General features: G+C 72.3%; 15 protein-coding genes. 12 read left to right on the forward strand and 3 right to left on the reverse strand.

Annotated elements, in window-relative coordinates:
* Positions 1-43: 43 nt before the first annotated feature.
* The 3 genes from AB0H32_RS11375 (at position 44) to AB0H32_RS11385 (ending at position 6,873) form a co-directional block, all read left to right on the forward strand.
* Positions 44-2,308, forward strand: coding sequence for a bifunctional glycosyltransferase family 2 protein/CDP-glycerol:glycerophosphate glycerophosphotransferase (locus AB0H32_RS11375; RefSeq protein ID WP_361117837.1), 2,265 nt, complete (start codon positions 44-46; stop codon positions 2,306-2,308).
* Between the two features lie 125 nt (positions 2,309-2,433).
* Positions 2,434-4,644, forward strand: coding sequence for a CDP-glycerol glycerophosphotransferase family protein (locus tag AB0H32_RS11380; RefSeq protein WP_361117840.1), 2,211 nt, complete (start codon positions 2,434-2,436; stop codon positions 4,642-4,644).
* A gap of 6 nt (positions 4,645-4,650) precedes the next feature.
* Positions 4,651-6,873, forward strand: coding sequence for a CDP-glycerol glycerophosphotransferase family protein (locus tag AB0H32_RS11385; protein ID WP_361117843.1), 2,223 nt, complete (start codon positions 4,651-4,653; stop codon positions 6,871-6,873).
* A 62-nt stretch (positions 6,874-6,935) separates the two neighbouring features.
* On the opposite strand, the gene AB0H32_RS11390 is transcribed toward AB0H32_RS11385, so the two are convergent.
* Positions 6,936-7,349 (reverse strand): organic hydroperoxide resistance protein, encoded by a 414-nt coding sequence (locus AB0H32_RS11390; protein ID WP_361117846.1) that lies wholly within the window; start codon positions 7,347-7,349, stop codon positions 6,936-6,938.
* Between the two features lie 127 nt (positions 7,350-7,476).
* Between AB0H32_RS11390 and AB0H32_RS11395 the strand changes: the two genes are divergently transcribed.
* Positions 7,477-7,974: a MarR family transcriptional regulator gene (locus AB0H32_RS11395; protein WP_361117849.1), complete on the forward strand. Its 498-nt coding sequence runs from the start codon at positions 7,477-7,479 to the stop codon at positions 7,972-7,974.
* Here AB0H32_RS11395 and AB0H32_RS11400 read toward each other — a convergent pair.
* Complete coding sequence (locus AB0H32_RS11400; protein ID WP_361117852.1) at positions 7,922-9,427, reverse strand: glycosyltransferase family 39 protein; 1,506 nt, start codon at positions 9,425-9,427, stop codon at positions 7,922-7,924. The two genes, AB0H32_RS11395 and AB0H32_RS11400, sit on opposite strands and share 53 nt — an antisense overlap.
* A 251-nt stretch (positions 9,428-9,678) precedes the next feature.
* On the opposite strand from AB0H32_RS11400, the gene AB0H32_RS11405 reads away from it, so the two are divergent.
* The 4 genes from AB0H32_RS11405 (at position 9,679) to AB0H32_RS11420 (ending at position 14,607) form a co-directional block, all read left to right on the forward strand.
* A complete protein-coding gene (locus AB0H32_RS11405; protein ID WP_361117855.1) occupies positions 9,679-10,950 on the forward strand; it encodes a glycosyltransferase family 87 protein in 1,272 nt (423 codons plus the stop codon).
* A 44-nt stretch (positions 10,951-10,994) separates the two neighbouring features.
* Positions 10,995-12,605 (forward strand): glycosyltransferase family 2 protein, encoded by a 1,611-nt coding sequence (locus AB0H32_RS11410; RefSeq protein ID WP_361117927.1) that lies wholly within the window; start codon positions 10,995-10,997, stop codon positions 12,603-12,605.
* 77 nt (positions 12,606-12,682) lie between these two features.
* Entirely contained in the window at positions 12,683-13,663 is a 981-nt protein-coding gene (gene galE, locus AB0H32_RS11415) for a UDP-glucose 4-epimerase GalE (RefSeq protein WP_361117858.1), read from the forward strand.
* An 8-nt stretch (positions 13,664-13,671) separates the two neighbouring features.
* On the forward strand, positions 13,672-14,607 hold the full coding sequence (locus AB0H32_RS11420) for an ADP-ribosylglycohydrolase family protein (protein ID WP_361117861.1): 936 nt from the start codon (positions 13,672-13,674) through the stop codon (positions 14,605-14,607).
* A gap of 226 nt (positions 14,608-14,833) precedes the next feature.
* Here AB0H32_RS11420 and AB0H32_RS11425 read toward each other — a convergent pair whose 3' ends face one another.
* On the reverse strand, positions 14,834-15,460 hold the full coding sequence (locus AB0H32_RS11425; protein WP_361117864.1) for a TetR/AcrR family transcriptional regulator: 627 nt from the start codon (positions 15,458-15,460) through the stop codon (positions 14,834-14,836).
* 201 nt (positions 15,461-15,661) lie between these two features.
* On the opposite strand from AB0H32_RS11425, the gene AB0H32_RS11430 reads away from it, so the two are divergent.
* From AB0H32_RS11430 to AB0H32_RS11445, 4 genes are all read left to right on the forward strand, one after another.
* On the forward strand, positions 15,662-16,576 hold the full coding sequence (locus AB0H32_RS11430) for an ABC transporter permease (protein ID WP_361117867.1): 915 nt from the start codon (positions 15,662-15,664) through the stop codon (positions 16,574-16,576).
* A complete protein-coding gene (locus AB0H32_RS11435) occupies positions 16,569-17,444 on the forward strand; it encodes an ABC transporter ATP-binding protein (protein ID WP_361117870.1) in 876 nt (291 codons plus the stop codon). Before AB0H32_RS11430 ends, AB0H32_RS11435 begins: the two co-directional genes overlap by 8 nt.
* 102 nt (positions 17,445-17,546) lie before the next feature.
* Positions 17,547-19,751 carry a CDP-glycerol glycerophosphotransferase family protein gene (locus AB0H32_RS11440; RefSeq protein WP_361117873.1) on the forward strand — a complete coding sequence of 735 codons (2,205 nt, stop codon included), beginning with the start codon at positions 17,547-17,549 and terminating at the stop codon, positions 19,749-19,751.
* Positions 19,748-21,412: a glycosyltransferase family 2 protein gene (locus AB0H32_RS11445; RefSeq protein WP_361117876.1), complete on the forward strand. Its 1,665-nt coding sequence runs from the start codon at positions 19,748-19,750 to the stop codon at positions 21,410-21,412. Before AB0H32_RS11440 ends, AB0H32_RS11445 begins: the two co-directional genes overlap by 4 nt.
* Positions 21,413-21,464 lie beyond the last annotated feature (52 nt).

The following is a 21,464-nucleotide window of genomic DNA, read 5'->3' on the forward strand; positions in this document are numbered from 1 at the left end:
TTCCCGGGCAGAACGCCCGCGCCGACCGACCCATGGATGTCCCTTGCCCAGGTTCAGTGTCATTGTCCCCGCGTACATGGTCCAGGCGTACCTGTCCGAGTGCCTGGATTCGGTGCTCTCGCAGTCGTACCCCGATCTCGAACTGATCGCCGTGGACGACTGCTCGCCGGACGGCTGCGGCGCGATCATCGACGAGTACGCGGCCCGCGACGTGCGCGTGAAGCCCGTCCACCTGCCCGAGAACAGAGGACTGGGCCGCGCCCGCAACGCCGGCACCGCCGAGGCGACGGGCGACTACCTGCTCTTCCTGGACAGCGACGACACGCTCACCCCGGACGCGCTGCGCGCGATCGCCGACCGGATCAAGGAGACCGGTGAGCCGGACGTCCTGGTCTTCGACTACGCACGCACGTACTGGAACGGCGAGACGGCCCGCAACCAGTTCGCCGCCCAGCTGAGCCAGCAGGGTCCCGCGCCGTTCCGGCTCGTGGACCGCCCGGGGCTGCTGCGGGTGCTGATGGTCGCCTGGAACAAGGTCTGCCGGCGCGAGTTCGTCGAGCAGCAGGGCTTCGAGTTCCCGGCCGGCTACTACGAGGACACGCCCTGGACGTACCCGGTGCTGATGGCCGCGGAGTCGATCACCACCCTCGACCGGGTGTGCGTCCACTACCGGCAGCGCCGGGGCAGCATCCTCGCCACCACCAGCCGCAAGCACTTCGACGTCTTCGAGCAGTACGACCGCGTCTTCGCGTTCGTCGACCGGCACCCCGAACTGGCGCGCTGGCGCCCGGTGCTGTTCCGCCGCATGATCGACCACTTCACGACGATCTTCACTAAGAGGAGCCGGCTGCCGCGCGGCGCCCGCGCCGAGTTCCTGCGCACGGCCCGGTCCCACTACCGCCGTTACTGCACCCCGGGGGGCGCCGTCCCGCTGCGCACCCGGCTCCGGCACAGCCTGGTCCGCCTGGGGCTGCACCGCACCTACCGGGCCCTGCAGCTGGCCATGGCCGTGCGCCGCCGCACGCTCAAGCTCGCCGTCAAGCTCGCCCGGGCCCTGAAGGCGGCGGTGCTGCAACTGCACTACCGCATCCAGCTTCGCCTCCCGCTGCGCGCCGACCGCGCCGTCTTCGGTGCCTACTGGGGCCGCGGCCACAGCTGCAACCCGGGCGCGCTGGAGGCCGCGTTCCGCCAGTACGCCCCGCAGGTGCGCACGGCGTGGATCACCCGCCCCGAGCACCAGCAGACGCTCCCGCCGGGCCCGCTCCGGCTGCGCCCGGGCACGGCCGCCTACTGGACGGCGCTGGCCCGTTCCAAGTACCTGGTCAACAACGTCAACTTCGACCGCCGGCTGAAGAAGCGCCCCGGTCAGGTCTTCGTCCAGACCCAGCACGGCACCCCGCTCAAGCACATGGGCCTCGACCTGCAGGAACACCCGGCGGCCGCCGGGGACATGGACTTCGGGGAACTGCTCAGGGGCGTCGACAAGTGGGACTACGTCCTGTCCGCCAACCGCCACACCACACTGACCTGGGAGCGCGTCTACCCCGGCGGTTACACCACGCTGGAGTACGGCTACCCGCGCAACGACGTCTTCCAGACGGCGACTTCGGACGACGTGGCCCGGATGCGGTCCCTGCTGGGCATCCCCGAGGGCACGGTCGCGATCCTGTACGCCCCGACCCACCGCGACTACCGCCGCACCCAGCAGCCCGCGCTCGACCTGGAGCGCGTCCTGCGCCGCCTCGGCCCCCGCTTCGTCGTCCTGGCCCGCGCGCACTACTGGCACGGCGGCCCGCTCGCCCGGTCCAGCGCCGAGCGGATCATCGACGTCAGCGGCCACCCGAGCGTCGAGACCCTCTGCCTCGCCTCGGACGCGCTGGTCACCGACTACTCGTCGCTGATGTTCGACTACGCCAACCTGGACCGGCCGATCGTCGTGCACACCGAGGACTGGGACGCGTACGAGGCCACCCGCGGGACCTACTTCGACCTGCGCGCCTTCCCGCCGGGCGCGGTCGCCCGCAGCGAGGAAGAACTGATCGACATCTTCGCCACCGGCCACTGGCGCGGCTCGCGCTCCGCCCAGCTGCGGGCCGCCTTCCGGGAGCGGTTCTGCCCGTACGACGACGGACACGCCGCCGAACGCGTCGTACGGCATGTCGTGCTGGGCGAGACGCAGGCGCGGCCGGCGTTCGTTCCGCTCGCCGAGCGGCGGCCGGTGCCGTCGGCCGCCTCCGGGCTCGCGCGCTCCCCGCTCGCCACCGTGCCGCAACCTTCCGGCTCCCTCCCCGTCACCGAGAGCCGCTGAACAGCGTTGGTCCTTCCGGGAGTTCCCATGCCCCTCAGTACGACGCGGCCCACTCCGGTCCGGCCGTCCACCTGGCGTCCCGCCGGACGGCCCAGCCGCGTCCGCAAGACGACAGAAAGAGCAGAATGCCCCGCTTCAGCATCATCGTCCCGTCCCACGGGGTCGCTGGCCGGCTGTCCCAGGCGCTGGACTCGGTCCTGTGCCAGTCCTTCGGCGACCTGGAGCTGATCCCGGTCTGTGACGCTCCCGACGCCCCGGCCGCCGTGGTGGCCGCCGGATACGCGGAGCGGGACTCCCGGGTGACGCCGGCCACCTCACCACCGTCCGCCGGTCTGAGCGGGGCGCGCAACGCCGGGCTGCGGGTGGCGACCGGCGCGTACGTGCTGTTCCTCGACGGCGACGACCTGCTCGTGCCGGGCGCGCTGGCGGCGCTGGACGCGCGCCTGACCGAGACCGCAGGGGTCGACGTGCTCTACGCCGAGCACGAGCGGGCGCCCTGGTGGGAGGGCGAGCCGACGAACCCGGCCGCCCCGCTGCTGGCGAGGGCACCGCAGGGCGCCTTCGCGCCGGAGCGGCTCCCCGAGCTGACGGGTGTGCAGCTCCCTGCGTGGAGCGCCGTCTACCGGCGCGCCTTCCTCCTCGAGCACGAACTCACCTTCCCCGACAGCCACTTCACGGACCTCGGATGGGGCGGGCTGACCACGCTCGCCGCCCGGCGGATCGCGGCACTGCGCCAGGTCGTCGTACGGCACCGGCTGCGCCGGCAGGGCAGCCGGCTCAACCTGCCCGGAACGCACCAGCACACCCTGCTGGACCAGGTGGAGCTGGTGCTGACCCGGGCCGCCGGGGCGGGGCTGCCCGCCGCGCGGACCCGGGCACTCTTCGATCAGCTGTTCGTGCATGTGCTGAAGACGGCGTCCCGGCCGGAGCGGCTGTCCTCGGGGCACCGGGCGTTCTTCCGCCGGGCCGGCCGGCTGTACCGGGCGCACCGGCCCGCGGGGTACCGCACGCCGGGCGGCAGCCTGGGCCTGCAGCACCGGCTGCTGGCGGCCGGCGCGTACACCGCGTTCCGCACGCTGCGCGGCGCCAACCAGGCCGCGGCGAAGGCCGCCGAGGGTCTCCCGCGCCCGCACATGCTGCGCACCCGGCTGCGCTACGCCCGCGATCTGCGCCGCCCCCTCGATCCCGGTCTGGCCGTGTTCTGCGCCTACTGGGGCCGCGGCTACACCTGCAACCCGGCCGCCATCCACGCCAAGGCCCGCGAACTCGCCCCGCACATCCACCCGGTGTTCCTGGTCGAGGCCGACCAGGCCGCGGCGATGCCGAAGGACGTCGACTTCGCGGTGATCGGCTCACGCCGCTGCTGGGAGGTGCTGGCCCGCGCCACGTACCTGGTCAACAACGCCAACTTCGCCGAGGGCGTCGTCAAGCGGCGGGGCAGTGTGCATCTGCAGACCCAGCACGGCACCCCGCTGAAGACGATGGGCGTGGACCAGTCGACGTACCCGGTGGTGGCCGCACAGTCCGGCAGCTACACCAAGCTGCTGAGCCGGGTGGACCGCTGGGACTTCAACCTCTCCTCCAACCGTCACTCCACCCAGATGTGGGAGCGTGCCTTCCCCGGCTCGTACGAGCATCTGGAGTACGGCTATCCGCGCAACGACATCTACTACTCGGCGACCGCCGAGGACGTCGCCCGCATCCGCCGCGAGCTGGGCGTGCCCGACGGGGCGACGGCCGTGCTGTACGCGCCGACCCACCGCGACCACCACACCGGTTTCGAGGCCGGCCCGGACCTGGAGGCGTTCTGCGCGGCGGCCGGCGAGGACGTGGTCGTGCTCCTGCGCGCCCACTACTTCTACGACCGGGGCCGCGGCCGGAGCCCGGGCCTGGCCGACCGGATCATCGACGTCACCGCGCACCGTTCCGCGGAGGACGTGTGCCTGGCGGCGGACGCGCTGGTCACCGACTACTCCTCCATCATGTTCGACTACGCGAACCTGGACCGGCCGATCGTCGTGTACGCCGACGACTGGGAGGTCTACCAGGAGACGCGGGGCGTCTACTTCGATCTGATGACCGAGCCGCCGGGTCCGGTCGTGCGCACTCCCGAGGAACTGGCCCGCGTCTTCCGCGACGGCTCGTACGCGGGACCGGAGGCCAGGGCCCTGCGGGCCGCGTTCCGTGGGCGGTTCTGCCAGTTCGACGACGGACACGCCGCCGAGCGCGTCGTACGGCGGGTGCTGCTCGGCGAGCCGCCGGAGGCGATCCAGCCGGTGATCCCGCTCGCGGAGCGCATCCCCGCCCCCGCCGCCGCGACCCTCGTGAGGAGCTGACCCGCCGTGCCCCGCTTCAGTGTCATCGTCCCCTGTTACAAGGTGCAGGGCTTCCTGCGCGAGTGCCTGGACTCGGTGCTGCTGCAGTCCTTCAGCGACCTCGAACTGATCGCCGTGGACGACTGCTCGCCCGACGGCTGCGGCGCGATCCTGGACGAGTACGCCGAGCGCGACCCGCGGGTGAAGGTGCTGCACCTGCAGGAGAACGTCGGCCTCGGCCGGGCCCGCAACGCCGGTCTGCCGCACTCCACCGGCGACTATCTGTTCTTCCTGGACAGCGACGACACCCTCACCCCCGGAGCGCTGCGCGCCATGGCCGACCGGCTGGCGGAGACCGGCGACCCGGACGTCCTGGTCTTCGACTACGCGCGCACCTACTGGTGGGGCGGCACCCGGCGCAACGTGCTCGCGCAGGTGCTGGCCGACGCCGGCGCGGACACCTTCACGGTCGCCGACCGGCCGCAGGTCCTGGACCTGTTGATGGTGGTCTGGAACAAGGTCTACCGGCGCGACTTCGTCGAGGGGCACGGCTTCACGTTCCCGCCCGGGTACTACGAGGACACCCCCTGGACCTTCCCGGTCCTGCTCAGTGCCCGCCGGATCGCCGCCCTGGACCGGATCTGCCTGAACTACCGGCAGCGCCGGCAGGGCAACATCCTGTCCACCACCAGCCGCAAGCACTTCGACATCCACGACCAGTACGAGCGGGTCTTCGCCTTCGTGGCGGAGCGCGAGGGGCTGTGGGCCTGGCGGCCGTATCTGCACCGGAAGATGGGCGAGCACTGTCTGGACATCCTCGCCAAGCCGGACCGGCTGCCGCCCGCGGACAAGGCGGAGTTCTTCCGGCGCACGGCGGAGATGTTCCGCAGGCACCGGCCGCAGGACGCCCTCGTGGACGGTGAGGTCGCCCTCCTGGAGGGCGGCTACGCCGCGTACCGGCTGAGGCGGAAAGCCGCGCTGGCCGGCCGGGAGGCCGGGCGGCGGGCGGTGCAGACACGCCGGACGGCCGCCGCACGGGCCCGGCGCGGCTGGGCCGGGCTGCACACGCGCCTGCCACTGGACCCGCATCTGGTGGTGTACTCGGCGTCCTCGCACCAGGGCGTGCTGGGTGATCCGGCCGCCGTCCACCGCAAGGCGGCTCAGATCGCGCCGCAGCTTCGCGGGGTGTGGGTGGTCCGGGACGAGGAGACCGCGGCACAGCTGCCGCCGGACGTCGAGCACGTGATCGTGGGCTCCCGGCGCTATCTGGAGGTCACCGCGCGGGCGGGCTTCTTCGTCAACGACGTCAACTGGCCCGGCTCGCTGGCCAAGCGGCCCGGCAGCGTGCACATCCACACCCACCGGGGCACCCCGCTGAAGTACATGGGCGCAGACCTGCTGGACAAGCCCGGCGCCCGGCTCGGCTTCGATGTCCCGCAGATGCTGCGCCGGGCCGACCGCTGGGACTTCAGCCTGGTCGCCAACCGCCACTCCGAGCTGGTCTGGGAGCGGGCCTACCCCTGCCACTTCACCTCGGTGCGCACCGGCAGCCCGCGCAACGACGTGCTGGTCGGCGCGGCCGAGGGGGCCGGCGCCGGCTTCCGGATGCGGCACGGCATCCCCGAGGACCACCGCGTGGTGCTGTACGCGCCGACCCGCCGGGACTACCGCCGGGGCGGGCTCGTGGACCGGATCGACCTGGCCCGGTTCGCGGCCGACCTGGGCGAGGGCCACACCCTGGTGGTCCGGCTGCACCCGACCCTGGCGGCCGGTCCGGCGCGCGGCATGGGCCTGACCGAGCTGGCCCGGCGCGGGACCGTGGTCGACGCGACCGACGAGCCGCACGTCGAGGAGGTGATGCTCGCCTCCGACGTGCTGGTCACCGACTACTCGGCACTGATGTTCGACTACGCCAATCTGGACCGGCCCATCGTGGTCCACGCCGACGACTGGGCCGCACACACCGCGAGCCGGGGCGCCTACCTGGACATCACGGCGGAGGCGCCGGGCCATGTCTCGCGAACCTACCGGGAGCTGGCGTGGCTGTTCGCGTCCGGCTCGTGGCGGGACGAGGAGTCGACGCGGCTGCGGTCGGACTTCCGGGCGCGGTTCTGCGAGTACGACGACGGGCGGGCTGCCGAGCGGGTCGTACGGACGCTGCTGCTCGGCGAGTCGATGCCCGCCGCCGGGCCGGATGCCGCGCGGATCCCCGGCCAGACCGTCGCCGGTGATCTGCTGGCCTCGACGTGAGGCCGGCGGACCACCGGTGAGGCCGGACCGGACTCGCAGGCCTCCTGCGGGTCCCGCCGGTCCTACTCGATGACGAGGTCGACCTCGATGTTGCCGCGGGTGGCGTTGGAGTAGGGGCAGACCTGGTGGGCGGTCTCGACCAGCTTGCGGCCGGTCGCCTCGTCCACGCTCTCGGGCAGCTCGATGCGCAGCGTCACCTTCAGGCCGAAGCCCTCGCCCTGCTTGCCGATGCCGACCTCGGCGGTCACGGCGGCGTCGCTGACGTCCACCTTCGCCTGGCGGCCGACGAGGCCGAGGGCGCTGCCGAAGCAGGCGGCGTAGCCGGCGGCGAAGAGCTGCTCCGGGTTGGTGCCCTCGCCGTTGCCGCCGAGCTCCACCGGCGGGGCCAGCTTGAGGTCGATCTTGCCGTCGGAGGAGACGGCGCGGCCGTCGCGGCCGTGGGTGGCAGTGGCGACAGCGGTGTAGAGCGCGTCCATGGAAGACCATCCCTCTCGAAAGTCATCTGCAGTCCGGCGGCTCCTGTCCGCCGCCTTCACGACCACAAGTAGAGCACACAATTAAGTTGTGCACAACTAAATGGCTCGCCAGAGCTATCCTGGAGCCATGACCGCCTCGCCGACCCCTGAGACCGCCACCGCTTCCGAAGCGGACTGGCTCCGCCTGGACCGCCAGATCTGCTTCTCCCTGCACGCCGCGTCCCGCGCCTTCAACGGCGTCTACCGCGTACTCCTCAAGGACCTCGGGCTCACCTACCCGCAGTACCTGGTGATGCTGGTGCTGTGGGAGCAGGGCGACCTGCCCGTCAAGAGCCTCGGCGAGCATCTGCGTCTGGACTCCGGCACGCTGTCACCGCTGGTCAAGCGACTGGAGGGAGCCGGTCTGGTGCGGCGCGAGCGCAGCGCGCACGACGAGCGGTCGGTCCAGGTGCGGCTGACCGGGGAGGGCGCGGCGCTGCGCGAGCGGGCCCTGGAGGTGCCCCGCCGCATCCTGGCGGCGACGGGCTTCGAACCGACGGAGATCGGCGACCTGCGCGACCGGCTCGACCGGCTCACGACCGCGCTGGACGCGGCGGCTCTGCAAGAGGCTTCGCAGGACCACTGACCCGGCCCGGCCGGACGTAGAGCCGGACGGCCACGTCGTCCTGCACCCACTCCTCGCGGGGGACGAACTCCCGCGCGAGAAGGGCGAGTTTGGCCCGCTCGGTGGGGCTGCCCGGCCTCCACCGGCCGCCGAGCAGGTCCCGGTCGGCGACGACCCACACCCTCTCGAGCCGGGCCGTCCGACGGCGCAGGGTGCCCGGGGAGACCTCCTGCCCGTACAGCGTCCCGGAGTCGGCGGCGGTCCTCGCCAGCGCCACGTCCCGGGCCCCCCGGAACGCCCCCGGGTAGGTGAGGGCCGCATTCCGCGTCTGCACCGGAAGGAAGAGCACGCAGTCCCCGGCCCGCAGTCGCCGCTCGGCGGTCCGGGAGACGGAGGCGAGGTCATCGGGCCGGTGGGCCGGGCTGCGATCACCGCGCAACAGGGGAAGCTGCTGGGCGAGGACGAGCCCGAGGGCGAGAAGACCGGCCAGGGTGGAAAGCGGGGAGTGCCACGCCGGGCGCCCTCTCGCCCACAGCCGGCCGGCCGCCCCGGCCACCCGCTCGGCCCCCGCCGCCACCAACAGCGGCGCCCCCGACAGGGCGTACAGCACGTACCGGTCGACGTACAGCGGTGAAAGCTGCGACACCAGCATCAGCACGGCCGGCGGCACCACGCTCAGCGGCAGACAGACCCCCGCGCAGGTCACCTCCCCGCGCCGCCCCACCAACCCCGCCAGCCCCAGCACGGCCAGCCCCAGACACGCCCAGTACACCCCGTCCGTGGGCCCGAGAAACGTCCGCAGCAGCCCCTGCGCCGTCTCCACGCCCGGCTCCCGCAACCACGCCACCTGCGCCGACTGTGCACGCGAGACGAGGACCATCGGCAGCAGCGCAAGACCCGCCGCGCCCGCCGCACACCCCCAGCCCCGCCACACCCCCGCCTTTGCCCGGGCCAGCGCCAGCGCCACCGCGTGGGCGAGCAGCAGCAGGACCGCGAACTCGTGCAGCCAGCAGGTAAGGCCGAGAACGACGCCGTAGGCCCACCAGGAACCCCCCTGCACGGCCCGGACGAACTGCAGCGTCGCCCCCGTGGCGCCGGCCGCGACCAGGGCGTAGGAGCGGCCCTCCTGCGCGTAGTGGCCGGCCATCGGTGCGATCGCGTAGAGCAGCCCGGCCCACAGCCCCACCCGCGGCCGGACCAGCCGGGCGCCGAGTGCGGCCACCAGGCCCGCGGTGACCGCCGCCGCGCACACGGACGGAAGCCTGAGGACGACCTCGTCGGGGTGGACGGCGAGGACGGCGTGCATGAGCAGGTAGTAGAGGCCGTGCACCGCGTCCACCCCCTGCAGCAGCCGCCAGATCTGCGGCAGGGTACGGCGCGAGACCTGGAAGGTGACCGCCTCGTCCCGCCACATCCCGCCGCGGTCGAGACCCCAGAGCCCGAGGGCGAACATCACCAGCGCGGGCACGGACACGGCGACGGCGCACCGGGCACGCCACGGGATGCGGCCCGGCGCATCGGGCGCACTCGGCGCACCACGCGCCTCCTCGGTCGTTGCACCCGTCGGGACGCCGACGGCCGCTGCAGCCGTCCTGTGCGACTTCGGTTTCACACGAGGCCTGACATTCACCACGGCTCGAATCTTTTGCGATTAGCCAACCTTTTCCGCTCATTGACGGCGTATCGGCATGGATACACCATCCCCGAGCATTAGGCTCCCACGTGATGAACCGTCTCCGTGTCACCCCCGGCCCGGTCCTCGCCCTCGCCGCCGTCTGGCTCGCCACCCGTGCACTGATGCTGTGGCTGCTCGTCCACGGCAGCGCACGCCTGCTCGGCGGGGGTTCGGTGGCCCGTGAGGTGTGGCGGTTGTACGTCCACTGGTCCGGCGTCCTGTCGCACGGCGCGTTCCCGGCGCACGACACCACGTGGCAGTACCCGCCCGGCGCGGGCGTGGTGCTGCTGGCGCCGGGCCTCCTGCCCTGGCTGACGTACTTTCAGGCGTTCGTGGTGCTGACGCTGGCCGCGGACGCGCTGGTCACAACGGCCCTGGCCCGTACGGGAAGGCGCCCGGGCCGCAGCCTGCTCGGCGCGGTCGTGTGGACCGGTGGTCTGCCGCTGCTGCTCTACATGCCGCTGGTCCGCTACGACGTGCAGGTGACCGCACTCGCCGTCGTCTCCCTGCTGACGCTGGCGCGCTCTCCGCGTGCGGGCGGCGTGTACGGGGCACTGGGCGCCCTGGTGAAGGGGTGGCCGGCGCTGGTGCTGCTCGGGACGCCCCGCGGGCGTGCGACCCGGACGGCGTGGACATGGGCGCTGGGAGCCGGGGCCGCCGCCCTCGCACTCCTGGCGACCTCGTTCCACAACTCGCTCGCCTTCCTGCAACAGCAGGGCGGCCGGGGTGTACAGATCGAGTCGCTCGGCGGTACGGCGCTCAATCTCGGCAGGCACGCGGGCTGGCACGGCAGGATCCGCTACCGGTACGGCGCGATCGAACTGGTCGGCCCGCACGCCGCCGCCGTCGCCACCGCCTCCCTCGGGCTCACCGCGGCCGCCTTCGGGCTGCTGCTGCTGTGGCGGGTGCGGGCGCGGCAGTGGAACGAGGCGACGCCGTTCGACGCCGCGCTGAGTGCGGTGCTGCTGTTCACCGTCACCAGCCGGGTCATCAGCCCGCAGTACATGATCTGGCTGCTGGGCCTGGCCGCCGTGTGCCTGACCTCGCGGTACACCAGCCAGCGCCCGGTGGCCCTGCTGGTCCTCGCAGCGAGCGCGCTGAGCAGCGTGGCGTTCCCGGTGTACTACCGTGAGGTGGTCGACGGCACCTGGACGGGCTGCCTGCTGATGCTGGCCCGCAACGGGCTGCTGGTGGGCGCGGCGGTGCTGTCCTTCGTCCGGCTGTGGCGCTCCGCGCGGCCGCCCGCCGGAAAGTCTGCGCCCGCGACGGAACCCCGACCCGATTCCGACCGTCTTCAGGATCGAGCGCTAAGCATCTCTTAACCGGTTATTACCGAGCATTTCTACGCTCCCTGCCTGTGGAACTCATGCTTCCGGACTCACCAGACCCGCAGCCGACCCCTCAGGTCGGCGTCGTCGTCATCGGTTACAACGACGCCGCCCATGTCGCCGAGGCCGTGCGTTCGGCGCTCGGTCAGGGGCCGGCGGTCGGTGAGGTCGTCGCCGTGGACGACTGCTCCACCGACGGCAGCGGCGAGCTGCTCGCGCGGCTGGCCGCCGAGGAGCCCCGGCTGCGGGTGGTGCGCCGGGAGGTGAACAGCGGCGGCTGCGGCAGCCCGCGCAACACCGGGATCGACGCGGTGACGAAGCCGTACACGATGTTCCTGGACAGCGACGACGTGCTGCCGCCCGGTGCGGTGGACGCCCTGCTGGCGGCTGCCACAGGGGCGCAGGCCGAGGTCGCGGGTGGCCTGTGCGTGCGCCGGGAGCTGCCCTCGGGGCATGAACAGCCCTGGCAGGAGCCCCTCTACGCGGCGCACACCGTCCTCGCGCGCCCCGCACAGCGCCCCCGCCTGGTCCACGACACGCTGTGCGTCAACAAGCTGTACCGGACCGACTTCCTGCGCGAGCACGGCATCCGCTTCCCCGAAGGGCGCTTCCTCTACGAGGACATCGTCTTCACGGCGCGTGTCCTGGCCGCCACACCGCGCATGGCGCTCGTGCCCGACCTCGTGTACGTGTGGCACGTACGCCGGTCCGCCGAGCGGTTGTCGCTCTCCCTGGACCGGGGGCGCATCGACAACTGGAAGGCGCGTACGGAGGCGTGCGCACTGGCGTACGACATCCTGCTCGGCGCCGGCCAGAAGGAACTGGCGCGGGCCGCGCGGGCCAAGTTCCTGGACCACGAGGTGCGCATGTACGCGCGCGAGCTGGGGTTGCGCGACGCGTCCTACCAGCGCGCGTGGTGGGCGCACACCCGCGAGTACCTCGCACGCTACGACGCCGCCGACTGGGAGCTGAACCCGACGGCGCCCGGCCGGCTGCTCGCCCGGGTCGTCCTGGAGTCCCCCGAGCCGTGCGACCTGCCCCGCCTGAAGGAGCTGGCCGCCCGCCCGGCCCGGCTGCTCCCGCCCTACGCCCGCATCCCCGACGGCACGCCCGTCTGGTCCGCCGACCTCCCCCAGGTCACCCTCACCCCCTTCCTGACCCGCCCGCCCCGGGTCCTGCCTCTCACCGTGGACGGCGAACTGCGCCCACGCGCGCGTGACACCCGCCTGCACCTGCGGCTGCACGAGCTGTACGGGCGGTTGGCCGAAGCCGGTCCGCAGGAGGTGGAGGTGGAATGGCAGTGCAGGGAGGACGGGCGTACGGTCCAGCGCGCGACGGCTCCCTTCACGCCCTCGGGCGCGGACGGCTGGGCGGCCGAGGTGCCCGTCGGCCTGGCCGCGCTCGGCGCGGGCACCTGGGACCTGCGCCTGACCGTGCGCTTCGCGGACGGCACGCACCGGGACGCCACGGCGCACGCTCTCGTGGGCGCCGGCCGGCTGCGCCGGCGCGCCGTCCCCAGCACCCGGCACGGGGTGCTGCTGGTCCAGCCGTACACCACACACTCCGGCGCGCTGGCACTGCGCGTGGCCACCGGGCTGCGCGGAGTCGTCAAGATCGCCCGCGGGCGGCTGCGCCGCCTGCTTCACTGAGAACCAGAACCGACCGAGCGACACGTGACCGAGAGCCGCCGGCCACCGCCGGCCGGCAGATGAGGGGACAGCAGTACATGACCTGGCTGATCACCGGCGGCGCCGGATACATCGGGGCGCACGTCGTACGTGCGATGGCCGAGGCGGGCGAGCGGACGGTGGTCTACGACGACCTGACCACGGGCGTCGCCGAGCGCGTGCCGGAGGAGGTGCCGCTGGTGGTGGGCTCCGTCCTGGACGGCGAGAAGGTGGCCCGCACCCTCGCCGAGCACGAGGTCACCGGGGTCGTCCACCTCGCGGCGAAGAAGCAGGTGGGCGAGTCCGTGGACCTGCCGCTGCACTACTACCGGCAGAACGTGGAGGGCCTGCGGGTCCTGCTGGAGGCGGTGACGGCGGCGCAGGTTCCGTCGTTCGTGTTCTCCTCCTCGGCGGCGGTCTACGGCATGCCGGACGTCGACCTCGTGACCGAGGAGACCCCCTGTCTCCCTCTCTCCCCCTACGGCGAGACCAAGCTGGCCGGCGAGTGGCTGGTCCGCGCGACGGGCCGGGCGACGGGACTTGCGACCGCCTCCCTGCGCTACTTCAACGTGGCGGGCGCGGCCACTCCCGCCCTGGCCGACACGGGCGTCTTCAACCTCGTCCCCATGGTCTTCGAGAAGCTCACCGAGGGCGCGGCCCCGCGCATCTTCGGCGACGACTACCCGACCCCCGACGGCACCTGCGTCCGCGACTACATCCACGTGGTCGACCTGGCCGAGGCCCATGTGGCGGTCGCCCGCGCGCTGCGCTCCACGCCCGGCCACGACCTGACCCTCAACATCGGCCGCGGCGAGGGCGTTTCCGTCCGCGAGATGATCGACCAGATCAACGCGGTCACCGGCTACAACCGTCCCCCCACCGTCACCCCGCGCCGCCCCGGCGACCCCGCCCGGGTCGTCGCCTCCGCCGACCGCATCGCCACGGAACTGGGCTGGACGGCGAAGTACGACGTCCAGGACATGATCACCTCGGCCTGGGAGGGCTGGGTACGACTGCACCCCGAGGCGGCAAGGTCCTAGGTCCCGGAATGACCGCCCCCTCGCGTGCCGACCGCGCCGTCGGCACCCTCCTCGGCTCCGCCGTGGGCGACGCCCTGGGGGCCCCTTTCGAATTCGGCCCGGAGGGCGCCTTCTCGGCCCGCTTCCCGCACCCCGGGTACGGCGGCGAGATGTGCGGGGGCGGCGGCTGGGACCCCGGCGAGGCGACCGACGACACCCAACTGGCGGTCCTGACCGCCGAGTCGCTGCTGGAACGCGGCGGCCTGGATCTCCCGGACGTCTTCCGGCGCTTCCAGCGGTGGGCGGCAGCCGGCCCCAAGGACATAGGCCTGCAGACGGAGGCGGTCCTGAGCAGCGGCGACCCCTGGGACACGGCCGCAGCCCTGCACTTCCAGGTCAACCAGCGGGCGGCCGGCAACGGGGCGTTGATGCGGGCCGCCCCCTCGGCGGTGCACTTCGCCCGCCACGGCCGTGAGGCCACCATGGACGCCGCCCGCCGCCTGTCCGCCCTCACCCACGGCGACCGGGCGGCCTGGGAGGGCACGGCCGTCCTGCACGAGCTGATCCGGATCGCCCTGACCGGCGCGGACCCGCTGCCCGCCCTGCCCGCCACCCTGACCGCGCTCCACCCCGACCACCGGGCCCGGTACGCGACCGTCCTCTCCCCCGACTGGCACCCCGACCTGGCCACGGAGTTCAACGGCGCGGTCTGGCCCTGCCTCGGCTCGGCGGTCTGGGCCCTGCGCACGACGGCGTCCTACGAGGAGGCGGTACGCGCGGCGATCGACCTGGGCGGCGACACGGACACGGTGGCGGCGGTCACCGGGGCACTGGCGGGAGCGGTGTACGGCGTGACGGCGGTGCCGGTGGGGTGGGCCGAGGCGGTGCAGGTGCCGTTGCCGGGGTTCGGGGAGCGGGTGCTGAGGGCGCCGGATCTGGCCGGCCTCGCCCAGCGGTTGCTGTAGCGGACATCCGCCGAATTCGCTGCGGCCGTGTCCCGGGTGCGGGCACGTGGTTGCCGGTCGCGCAGTTCCCCGCGCCCCTTCAGGGCGCTCCCGGCTGCGGGCAGTCGTGTCCCCCCTCCACTGCCTCAAGGACCTGGGGGGCCTCAGGCGGCGCGGGTGGGCGCGGCGGTACCCCGCAAGCCCGGGCAGGCGGTCCGGCCCCTCCCGACCGCAGTGCCGGGCGGTCTCACAGCGCCTTCAGCGCCCCCGCCGTCGCCCGGGCCAGGTTCTCCAGGTAGCCCTTCGGCAGCTTCGGGGAGCGGATCACCACCGAGCGCCAGTACAGCGGACCGGAGATCAGGTCCAGGGCCAGGTCGGGGTCGACTCCGGCCCGCACCTCACCCCGCCGCTCCGCCGCCGCGACGATCTTGCTGGCGACCCCCTCCTGCCCGTCCCGCAGCGCCTTCTGCAGGGCCTCCGCGATGTCGGCATTGCGGGCCGCCTCCGCCTGCAGATCGGGAATGATCTGCGAGGCTACGGGGTGGCGCAGGGCTCGGGAGGTGACCTCGTAGAGGAGGCGGAGGTCCCCCTCCAGGGAGCCGGTGTCCGGCACCGGCAGGCCCAGTACCGCCATCGCGGACACCACGTCCAGCACCAGATGCAGCTTGGAACGCCAGCGGCGGTACACCGCCGTCTTGCCGACGCCCGCCCGCCGCGCGATGCCCTCGATGGACATGCGGGCATAGCCGACGGCCGCCAGTTCCTCGAAGACGGCCGCGCGAATGGCCTCGGTCACGTCCTCCCGGAGCACGGCGGCCCCGGCGGGGGCCCGTCGGCGCGCACGCTTGGGGGCCTCGTCGGCGTTCGTCGTCATGCGGACCAGCATAGGGCGTTACGACGAAACGGTTGCGTTCCGACGGTCGATGGTTCTACGCTCACGTTGCGACGATACGGTCCCGTCCCGACGTAAGAGAACATGAAGAGAAGCGTAAGGAAACGCCGGACGACGGACGGGGACCCCCCAGCCCCGGCGGCAGCCGGACGCTCCCCCCTCCCCCGAGCGAAAGCAGCGGATGTGAGCCAGGTCCTCCACACACCGCCCCCCACTCAGGTCCCGGCCGACGACGACCTCGCGGCGCTGGCCGCCCGGCACGGCCTCACGGTCAGCGGCGCCCGCCCCTCCCTGCCGGAGTACGTCCGCCAGCTCTGGGCCCGCCGCCACTTCATCACCGCCTTCGCCACCGCCAAGCTCACCGCCCAGTACAGCCAGGCGAAGCTCGGCCAGGTCTGGCAGGTCATGACCCCGCTGCTGAACGCGGCGGTCTACTACTTCATCTTCGGCGTGCTCCTGGGCACCAGCAAGGGTGTGCCGGACTACATCCCGTTCCTGGTCACGGGCGTGTTCATCTGGACGTTCACGCAGAGCTCGATCATGGCGGGCACCCGCGCGATCTCGGGCAACCTCGGCCTGGTCCGCGCCCTGCACTTCCCGCGCGCCGCCATGCCGATCTCCTTCTGCCTCCAGCAGCTCCAGCAACTGCTGTTCTCGATGACCGCGCTGGTCGTGATCATCCTGTCCTTCGGCATCCCGGTCACCCCCCGCTGGCTGCTTGCGATCCCCGCGCTGATCCTGCAGTCCGTCTTCAACGCGGGCGTGTCGATGATCATGGCCCGGTGGGGCGCCAAGACCCCGGACATCGCCCAGCTGATGCCGTTCGTGCTGCGCACCTGGATGTACGTGTCCGGCGTGATGTGGAGCATCGGCAAGCTCACCAAGAAGGACCACCTGCCGCACATCGTCACGATCCTGCTGGAGACCAACCCGGCCGCCGTCTACATCGACCTCATGCGGTACGCGCTGATCCACAGCTTCCACGGCAAGCAGCTGCCCCCGCACGTGTGGGCGGCAGCCACCGGCTGGGCGCTGCTCGCAGGGATCGGCGGCTTCATCTACTTCTGGAAGGCTGAGGAGACGTACGGCCGTGGCTGAGCAGACCCCCGCGAACACCGAGAAGATCCCCACCGTCGTCGCCGACGGCGTCGACATCGTCTACCGCGTCAACGGCACCGGCGCCGGCCGCGGCACCGCCACCGCCGCCCTCAACCGCATCATGCGCCGCAAGCAGACCGAGAAGGCGGCGGGCGTGCGCCGGGTGCACGCGGTGAAGGCGGTGTCGTTCATCGCCTACAAGGGTGAGGCGATCGGCCTGATCGGCACCAACGGCTCGGGCAAGTCGACGCTGCTCAAGGCGGTCGCCGGTCTGCTCCCGGTCGAGAACGGCCACATCTACACCAACGGCCAGCCCTCGCTGCTGGGCGTCAACGCGGCCCTGATGAACGACCTCACCGGCGAGCGCAACGTCCACCTCGGCGGTCTCGCCATGGGCATGTCCCGCGAGGAGGTCAGGGAGCGCTACCAGGACATCGTCGAGTTCTCCGGGATCAACGAGAAGGGCGACTTCATCACCCTTCCGATGCGCACCTACTCCTCCGGCATGGCCGCCCGGCTGCGCTTCTCCATCGCCGCGGCCAAGGACCACGACGTCCTGCTGATCGACGAGGCCCTCGCCACCGGCGACCGCAAGTTCCAGGTGCGCTCCGAGGAGCGGATCCGTGAACTGCGACAGAGCGCGGGAACGGTCTTCCTGGTCAGCCACAACAACAAGTCGATCCGCGACACCTGCGAACGGGTCCTGTGGCTGGAGCGCGGCGAACTGCGCATGGACGGGCCGACCGAGGACGTCATGAGAGAGTACGAGGCCTTCACCGGCGACAAGAGCGACAAGACGGCGAAGAAGACGACGCCGAAGCAGACGGCAGCGAAACCCGAGGCGTCCAAAGTGCCTCTTCCTTCCTGAGCCCCCTCTTACCTCAGGCGTGGTTATCCCTTTCATACCTCTAGTGACAGTATGTTATGAAAGGTGGTCCCTCGAGACGACGAGCCGAAGGAGTCCCCAGCGATGCCCCAACTCAGCATCATCGTCTACGGGCCGAACGCCCAGGGGCATCTGACCGAACTGCTCGACTCGCTGGAGGCCCGCCCGCTTCCGGACGCCGAGGTGATCGTCGCCGCAGTCGGCGACTGGGCACGGGAGACGGCCGAGGGTCACTCCCCGGAGACGGTCGTGGTGCCCCTGCCGGACGGTACCGATGACGCGGCGGCCCGGGCGGCGGGAGCCGCTCGGGCGTCCGGCCGCTGGCTGCACTTCGTGCACGCCAAGGACGGCCTGCCGGCCGGTGCGTCGCGGCTGATCGCCGAGCGCACCGCCGAACTCGACGACACCGGCGCCATCGTCGACGTACTCCTCCTCGGCCATGCCACCACCACCTGGCAGAGCGCCTCGACCCCCTCCCGCGACGGCCGTCTGCTGGCCGGCGCCGGCCGCGCCGACCTGGCCCTGGACGAGGCGGCCGACCTGCTGCGCCTCACCCCGCTGCTCGGCACCCGCGCCCTGCGCGCCTCCTTCTGGCGGGCGCACGAGGAGCAGCTCACCACCGACGACGAGGCGTACGCCGCCCACGCGGCCCTGCTGCACGCCGGCCGCGTCGCCTGCCTGAACCAGGTGGCGTACGAGGACCGCAAGCTGCGGCCCGAGAGCCTGCCGCACATCACCCCCGAGGACCGGTTCGCGCTCATCGACCGGTACGAGTCACTGCTCCCGCTCGCCAGGGACCGCCGCGCCGCCCGCACGGTGCTGTACGACCTGATGGTCCGCGACCTGGTGCGCACCTTCGCCGGCGAGAACCTGCCCGACGCGGTGGCCCGCGAGTTCTTCCGCCGGGCCTCCCTGGCGGCTGTCCGCTGGCGCCCCGAGGGCCATCAGAGCCCGGCCGGGATCGAGGGCGTCCGGCACGCCCTGCTCGAAGAGGGCGCCTACACCAAGTACCGCGCCTTCCAGGCCGCCAACCGCAGCCGGCGCGCCGCCAGGAAGGCCGTACGGACCCGGAAGCGCCAGATCGGCGCGAAGCTCCGCGACCAGCAGTACCGCAGGGCGCTCGGCCGCCCGGTCGACCCGAACCTGGCCGTGTTCGCGGCCTATTGGGAGCGCGGGGTCTCCTGCAACCCGGCCGCCGTCGCCGCCAAGCTCGCCGAACTCGCCCCGCACATCCACAGGGTGTGGGTGGTGAACAAGGAGAACGAGGCCCTGCTGCCGCCCGGCACGGACCATGTGATCCCCGGCACCCGCCGCTACTGGGAGACGCTGGCCACCGCCAAGTACCTGACGAACAACGTCAACTTCCCCAACGCGGTGGTCAAGCGCCCCGACGCGATCCACCTGCAGACCCACCACGGCACCCCGCTCAAGCGCATGGGCCTGGACCAGATGGAGCACCCGGCCGCCGCCAAGGGCCTGGACTTCGCCGCGCTGCTGGCCCGCATCGACAAGTGGGACTACAGCGTCAGCGCCAACAGCCATTCCACCCGTATGTGGGAGCGCGCCTACCCGGCCCGCTACACCTCCCTGGACCACGGCTATCCGCGCAACGACGTCTTCTACACGAGCGACGCCCAGGCGGTCCGCACGGCCCGCGAACGCCTCGGCATCGCCCCCGGCCGCACCGCCGTCCTCTACGCACCCACCCACCGCGACTACGAGGCCGGCTTCACCCCCCGCCTCGACCTCGCCGCCCTGGCCGACCGCCTCGGCGAGGACACCGTCCTGCTGGTGCGCGCCCACTACTTCTACGGTGGTGCCGCCTCTCCGCTCACCGACCTGCGCCGCAGCGGCCGGATCATCGACGTCTCCTCCTACGACCCCGTCGAGGAACTGTGCCTGGCCGCCGACGCGCTGGTCACGGACTACTCGTCGATCATGTTCGACTACGCCAACCTCGACCGCCCGATCGTCGTCTACGCCGACGACTGGGAGACGTACCGGACCACCCGGGGCGTGTACTTCGACCTGATGGCCGAGGCACCGGGCCGGGTGGCCCGCACCCAGGAGGAACTGGCGGAGATCTTCCTCTCGGGCGCCTGGCGCGACGAGAGCGCGGCGAAGGCGCGGGCCGCGTTCCGGCGCCGGTTCTGCGAGTACGACGACGGGCACGCCGCCGAGCGGGTCGTACGACGGGTCTTCCTCGGTGAGCCCGAGGAGGCGCTGCCCCCGGTGATCCCGCTCGACGAACGCACCCCCGCCCCGACCCCCGAGGAGGCCACGGCATGACGACCCCCGACGTCACGGTGACGGTCATCGTCTACAACGACGCCGCACGGCTCCCCCGGGCGGTCGCCTCCCTGCGGGCCCAGACCCACGCCAACATCGAGATCGTCATCAGTGACGACCACTCCACGGACGACACCCCGGCCGTCGCCCGGCAGCTGGCCGCCGAGGACCACCGCGTCCACTACCTGCGCCTGCCGGAGAACAGCGGCGGCTGCAGCGCCCCCCGCAACCGGGCCATCGAGATCGCCCGGGCGCCGTACCTGATGTTCCTCGACAGTGACGACGAACTCCCGCCCCGCGCGGTCGAGTTGCTGCTGGCCGCGCACCGCGAGCGCGAGGTGGACTTCACCATGGGCGCGGTGCGGCGGGTACGGGTGGACAACGGGCGCCGCTCGACCTGGATGCCGCACCTGGTTGCCGAGCACCGCACCGTGGAGGGCATCGACTCCGACCCCCGGCTGCTCTTCGAGCACCTGTCGACCAGCAAGATGTACGCCCGTGCCTTCCTCGACCGCCACCAGCTCCGCTTCCCCGAGGGCATCCACTACGAGGACCAGCTGTTCTCGGCGCAGGCGTACTGCCTGGCGAAGGCGTTCACGATCATCCCGGACCCGGTGTACGTCTGGTACATCGCGCCGTTCGCGGCCGCCGCGTCGGCCTCCATCTCCAACCAGCGGCACAAGATCTCCAACGTCAGCGACCGGGTGCACGTCCAGCGTCTGATCGACGACTTCCTGGTCAGCAGCGGGCACGCCGGGCTGCGGGAGGACAAGGACTTCAAGTTCCTCAAGCACGACTTCCGGATGTACGCGGGTGATCTGCCCTACCGGGACGACGCCTGGCTGGAGTCCTTCGCCGAGATCATGAACCCGTACCTGGAGACGCTGGCCGAGGGCGCGTACACCCGCCTGCCCCGCCCGGAACGGGTCGTCCTCCAGCTCCTGCGCGACAGCCGACTGTCCGACGCCCGGCAGGCGGCGCGGGGCCTGGGCCACCCGGTGGCACCCAGGCATGTCACCGCAGACGAGTCCGGCGCCACCTACTGGGGCGACGTCGTGCCCTCCGGAGACCGGGCCCGCCGCGAACTGGACATCTCCGACCTGGAGCTGGACACCCGGCCGTTCCCGAGCGCCCACTTCCGGCACGAGATCACCGATCTGACCCCGGGCCCCGGGGCCTCCCTCACCCTCGCGATCCGCACCTACGACCCCGGACTGCGGCTACCGGTGGGCCCGCAGCGCGCAAGCCTGGTGCTGGCTCCTTCCCGCCGCCGTATGACGGTCCCCTTCCGCCTGGACCCGGTGCGTCCCGGTGTCTTCGAGGGCCGGGTCCGGCTCGATCTGGCGACGGCGCAGCTCTCGGTGCAGGGTTTCGACGGAGTGCGCCACCCGCTGCTCCGGCTGGAGCAGCAGGGCCTCGCCCACTCCGGCGTGCTCCTGGCGCCCCTCGACTTCCCGCGCGTCACCGCCCGTATCGACTACCGCTCGGGCACAGCCCCCCACGAGGTCACGGTCGAACCGGAGGGCCGCAACCCCGGCCGCCTCCAGATCCGCTGGCGCCCGGTGGGCGTGACGGCCCGTGTCGTCCGCCCGGTGATCCAGAAGGTGGCCCGCCCGAAGGTACGGAACGCTGCGCGGCTTGTGGCGAGCGTACTGAGGTAACCAGGGGCCACTGGTCAACTGCGGGTGCGGTTGCCGGGACGGCTGTTCGTCC

Source organism: Streptomyces sp. NPDC020362 (assembly GCF_040642095.1).
Classification (GTDB): Bacteria; Actinomycetota; Actinomycetes; order Streptomycetales; family Streptomycetaceae; genus Streptomyces.

What these genes read in the sequence shown, in the direction of transcription:
- AB0H32_RS11380 (WP_361117840.1), top strand. Translation starts at nt 2,434, where the DNA reads ATGCCCCGCTTCAGCATCATCGTCCCGTCCCACGGGGTCGCTGGCCGG.
- AB0H32_RS11390 (WP_361117846.1), bottom strand. Translation starts at nt 7,349, where the DNA reads ATGGACGCGCTCTACACCGCTGTCGCCACTGCCACCCACGGCCGCGAC.
- AB0H32_RS11395 (WP_361117849.1), top strand. Translation starts at nt 7,477, where the DNA reads ATGACCGCCTCGCCGACCCCTGAGACCGCCACCGCTTCCGAAGCGGAC.
- AB0H32_RS11405 (WP_361117855.1), top strand. Translation starts at nt 9,679, where the DNA reads ATGAACCGTCTCCGTGTCACCCCCGGCCCGGTCCTCGCCCTCGCCGCC.
- AB0H32_RS11410 (WP_361117927.1), top strand. Translation starts at nt 10,995, where the DNA reads ATGCTTCCGGACTCACCAGACCCGCAGCCGACCCCTCAGGTCGGCGTC.
- galE (WP_361117858.1), top strand. Translation starts at nt 12,683, where the DNA reads ATGACCTGGCTGATCACCGGCGGCGCCGGATACATCGGGGCGCACGTC.
- AB0H32_RS11420 (WP_361117861.1), top strand. Translation starts at nt 13,672, where the DNA reads ATGACCGCCCCCTCGCGTGCCGACCGCGCCGTCGGCACCCTCCTCGGC.
- AB0H32_RS11425 (WP_361117864.1), bottom strand. Translation starts at nt 15,460, where the DNA reads ATGACGACGAACGCCGACGAGGCCCCCAAGCGTGCGCGCCGACGGGCC.
- AB0H32_RS11440 (WP_361117873.1), top strand. Translation starts at nt 17,547, where the DNA reads ATGCCCCAACTCAGCATCATCGTCTACGGGCCGAACGCCCAGGGGCAT.
- AB0H32_RS11445 (WP_361117876.1), top strand. Translation starts at nt 19,748, where the DNA reads ATGACGACCCCCGACGTCACGGTGACGGTCATCGTCTACAACGACGCC.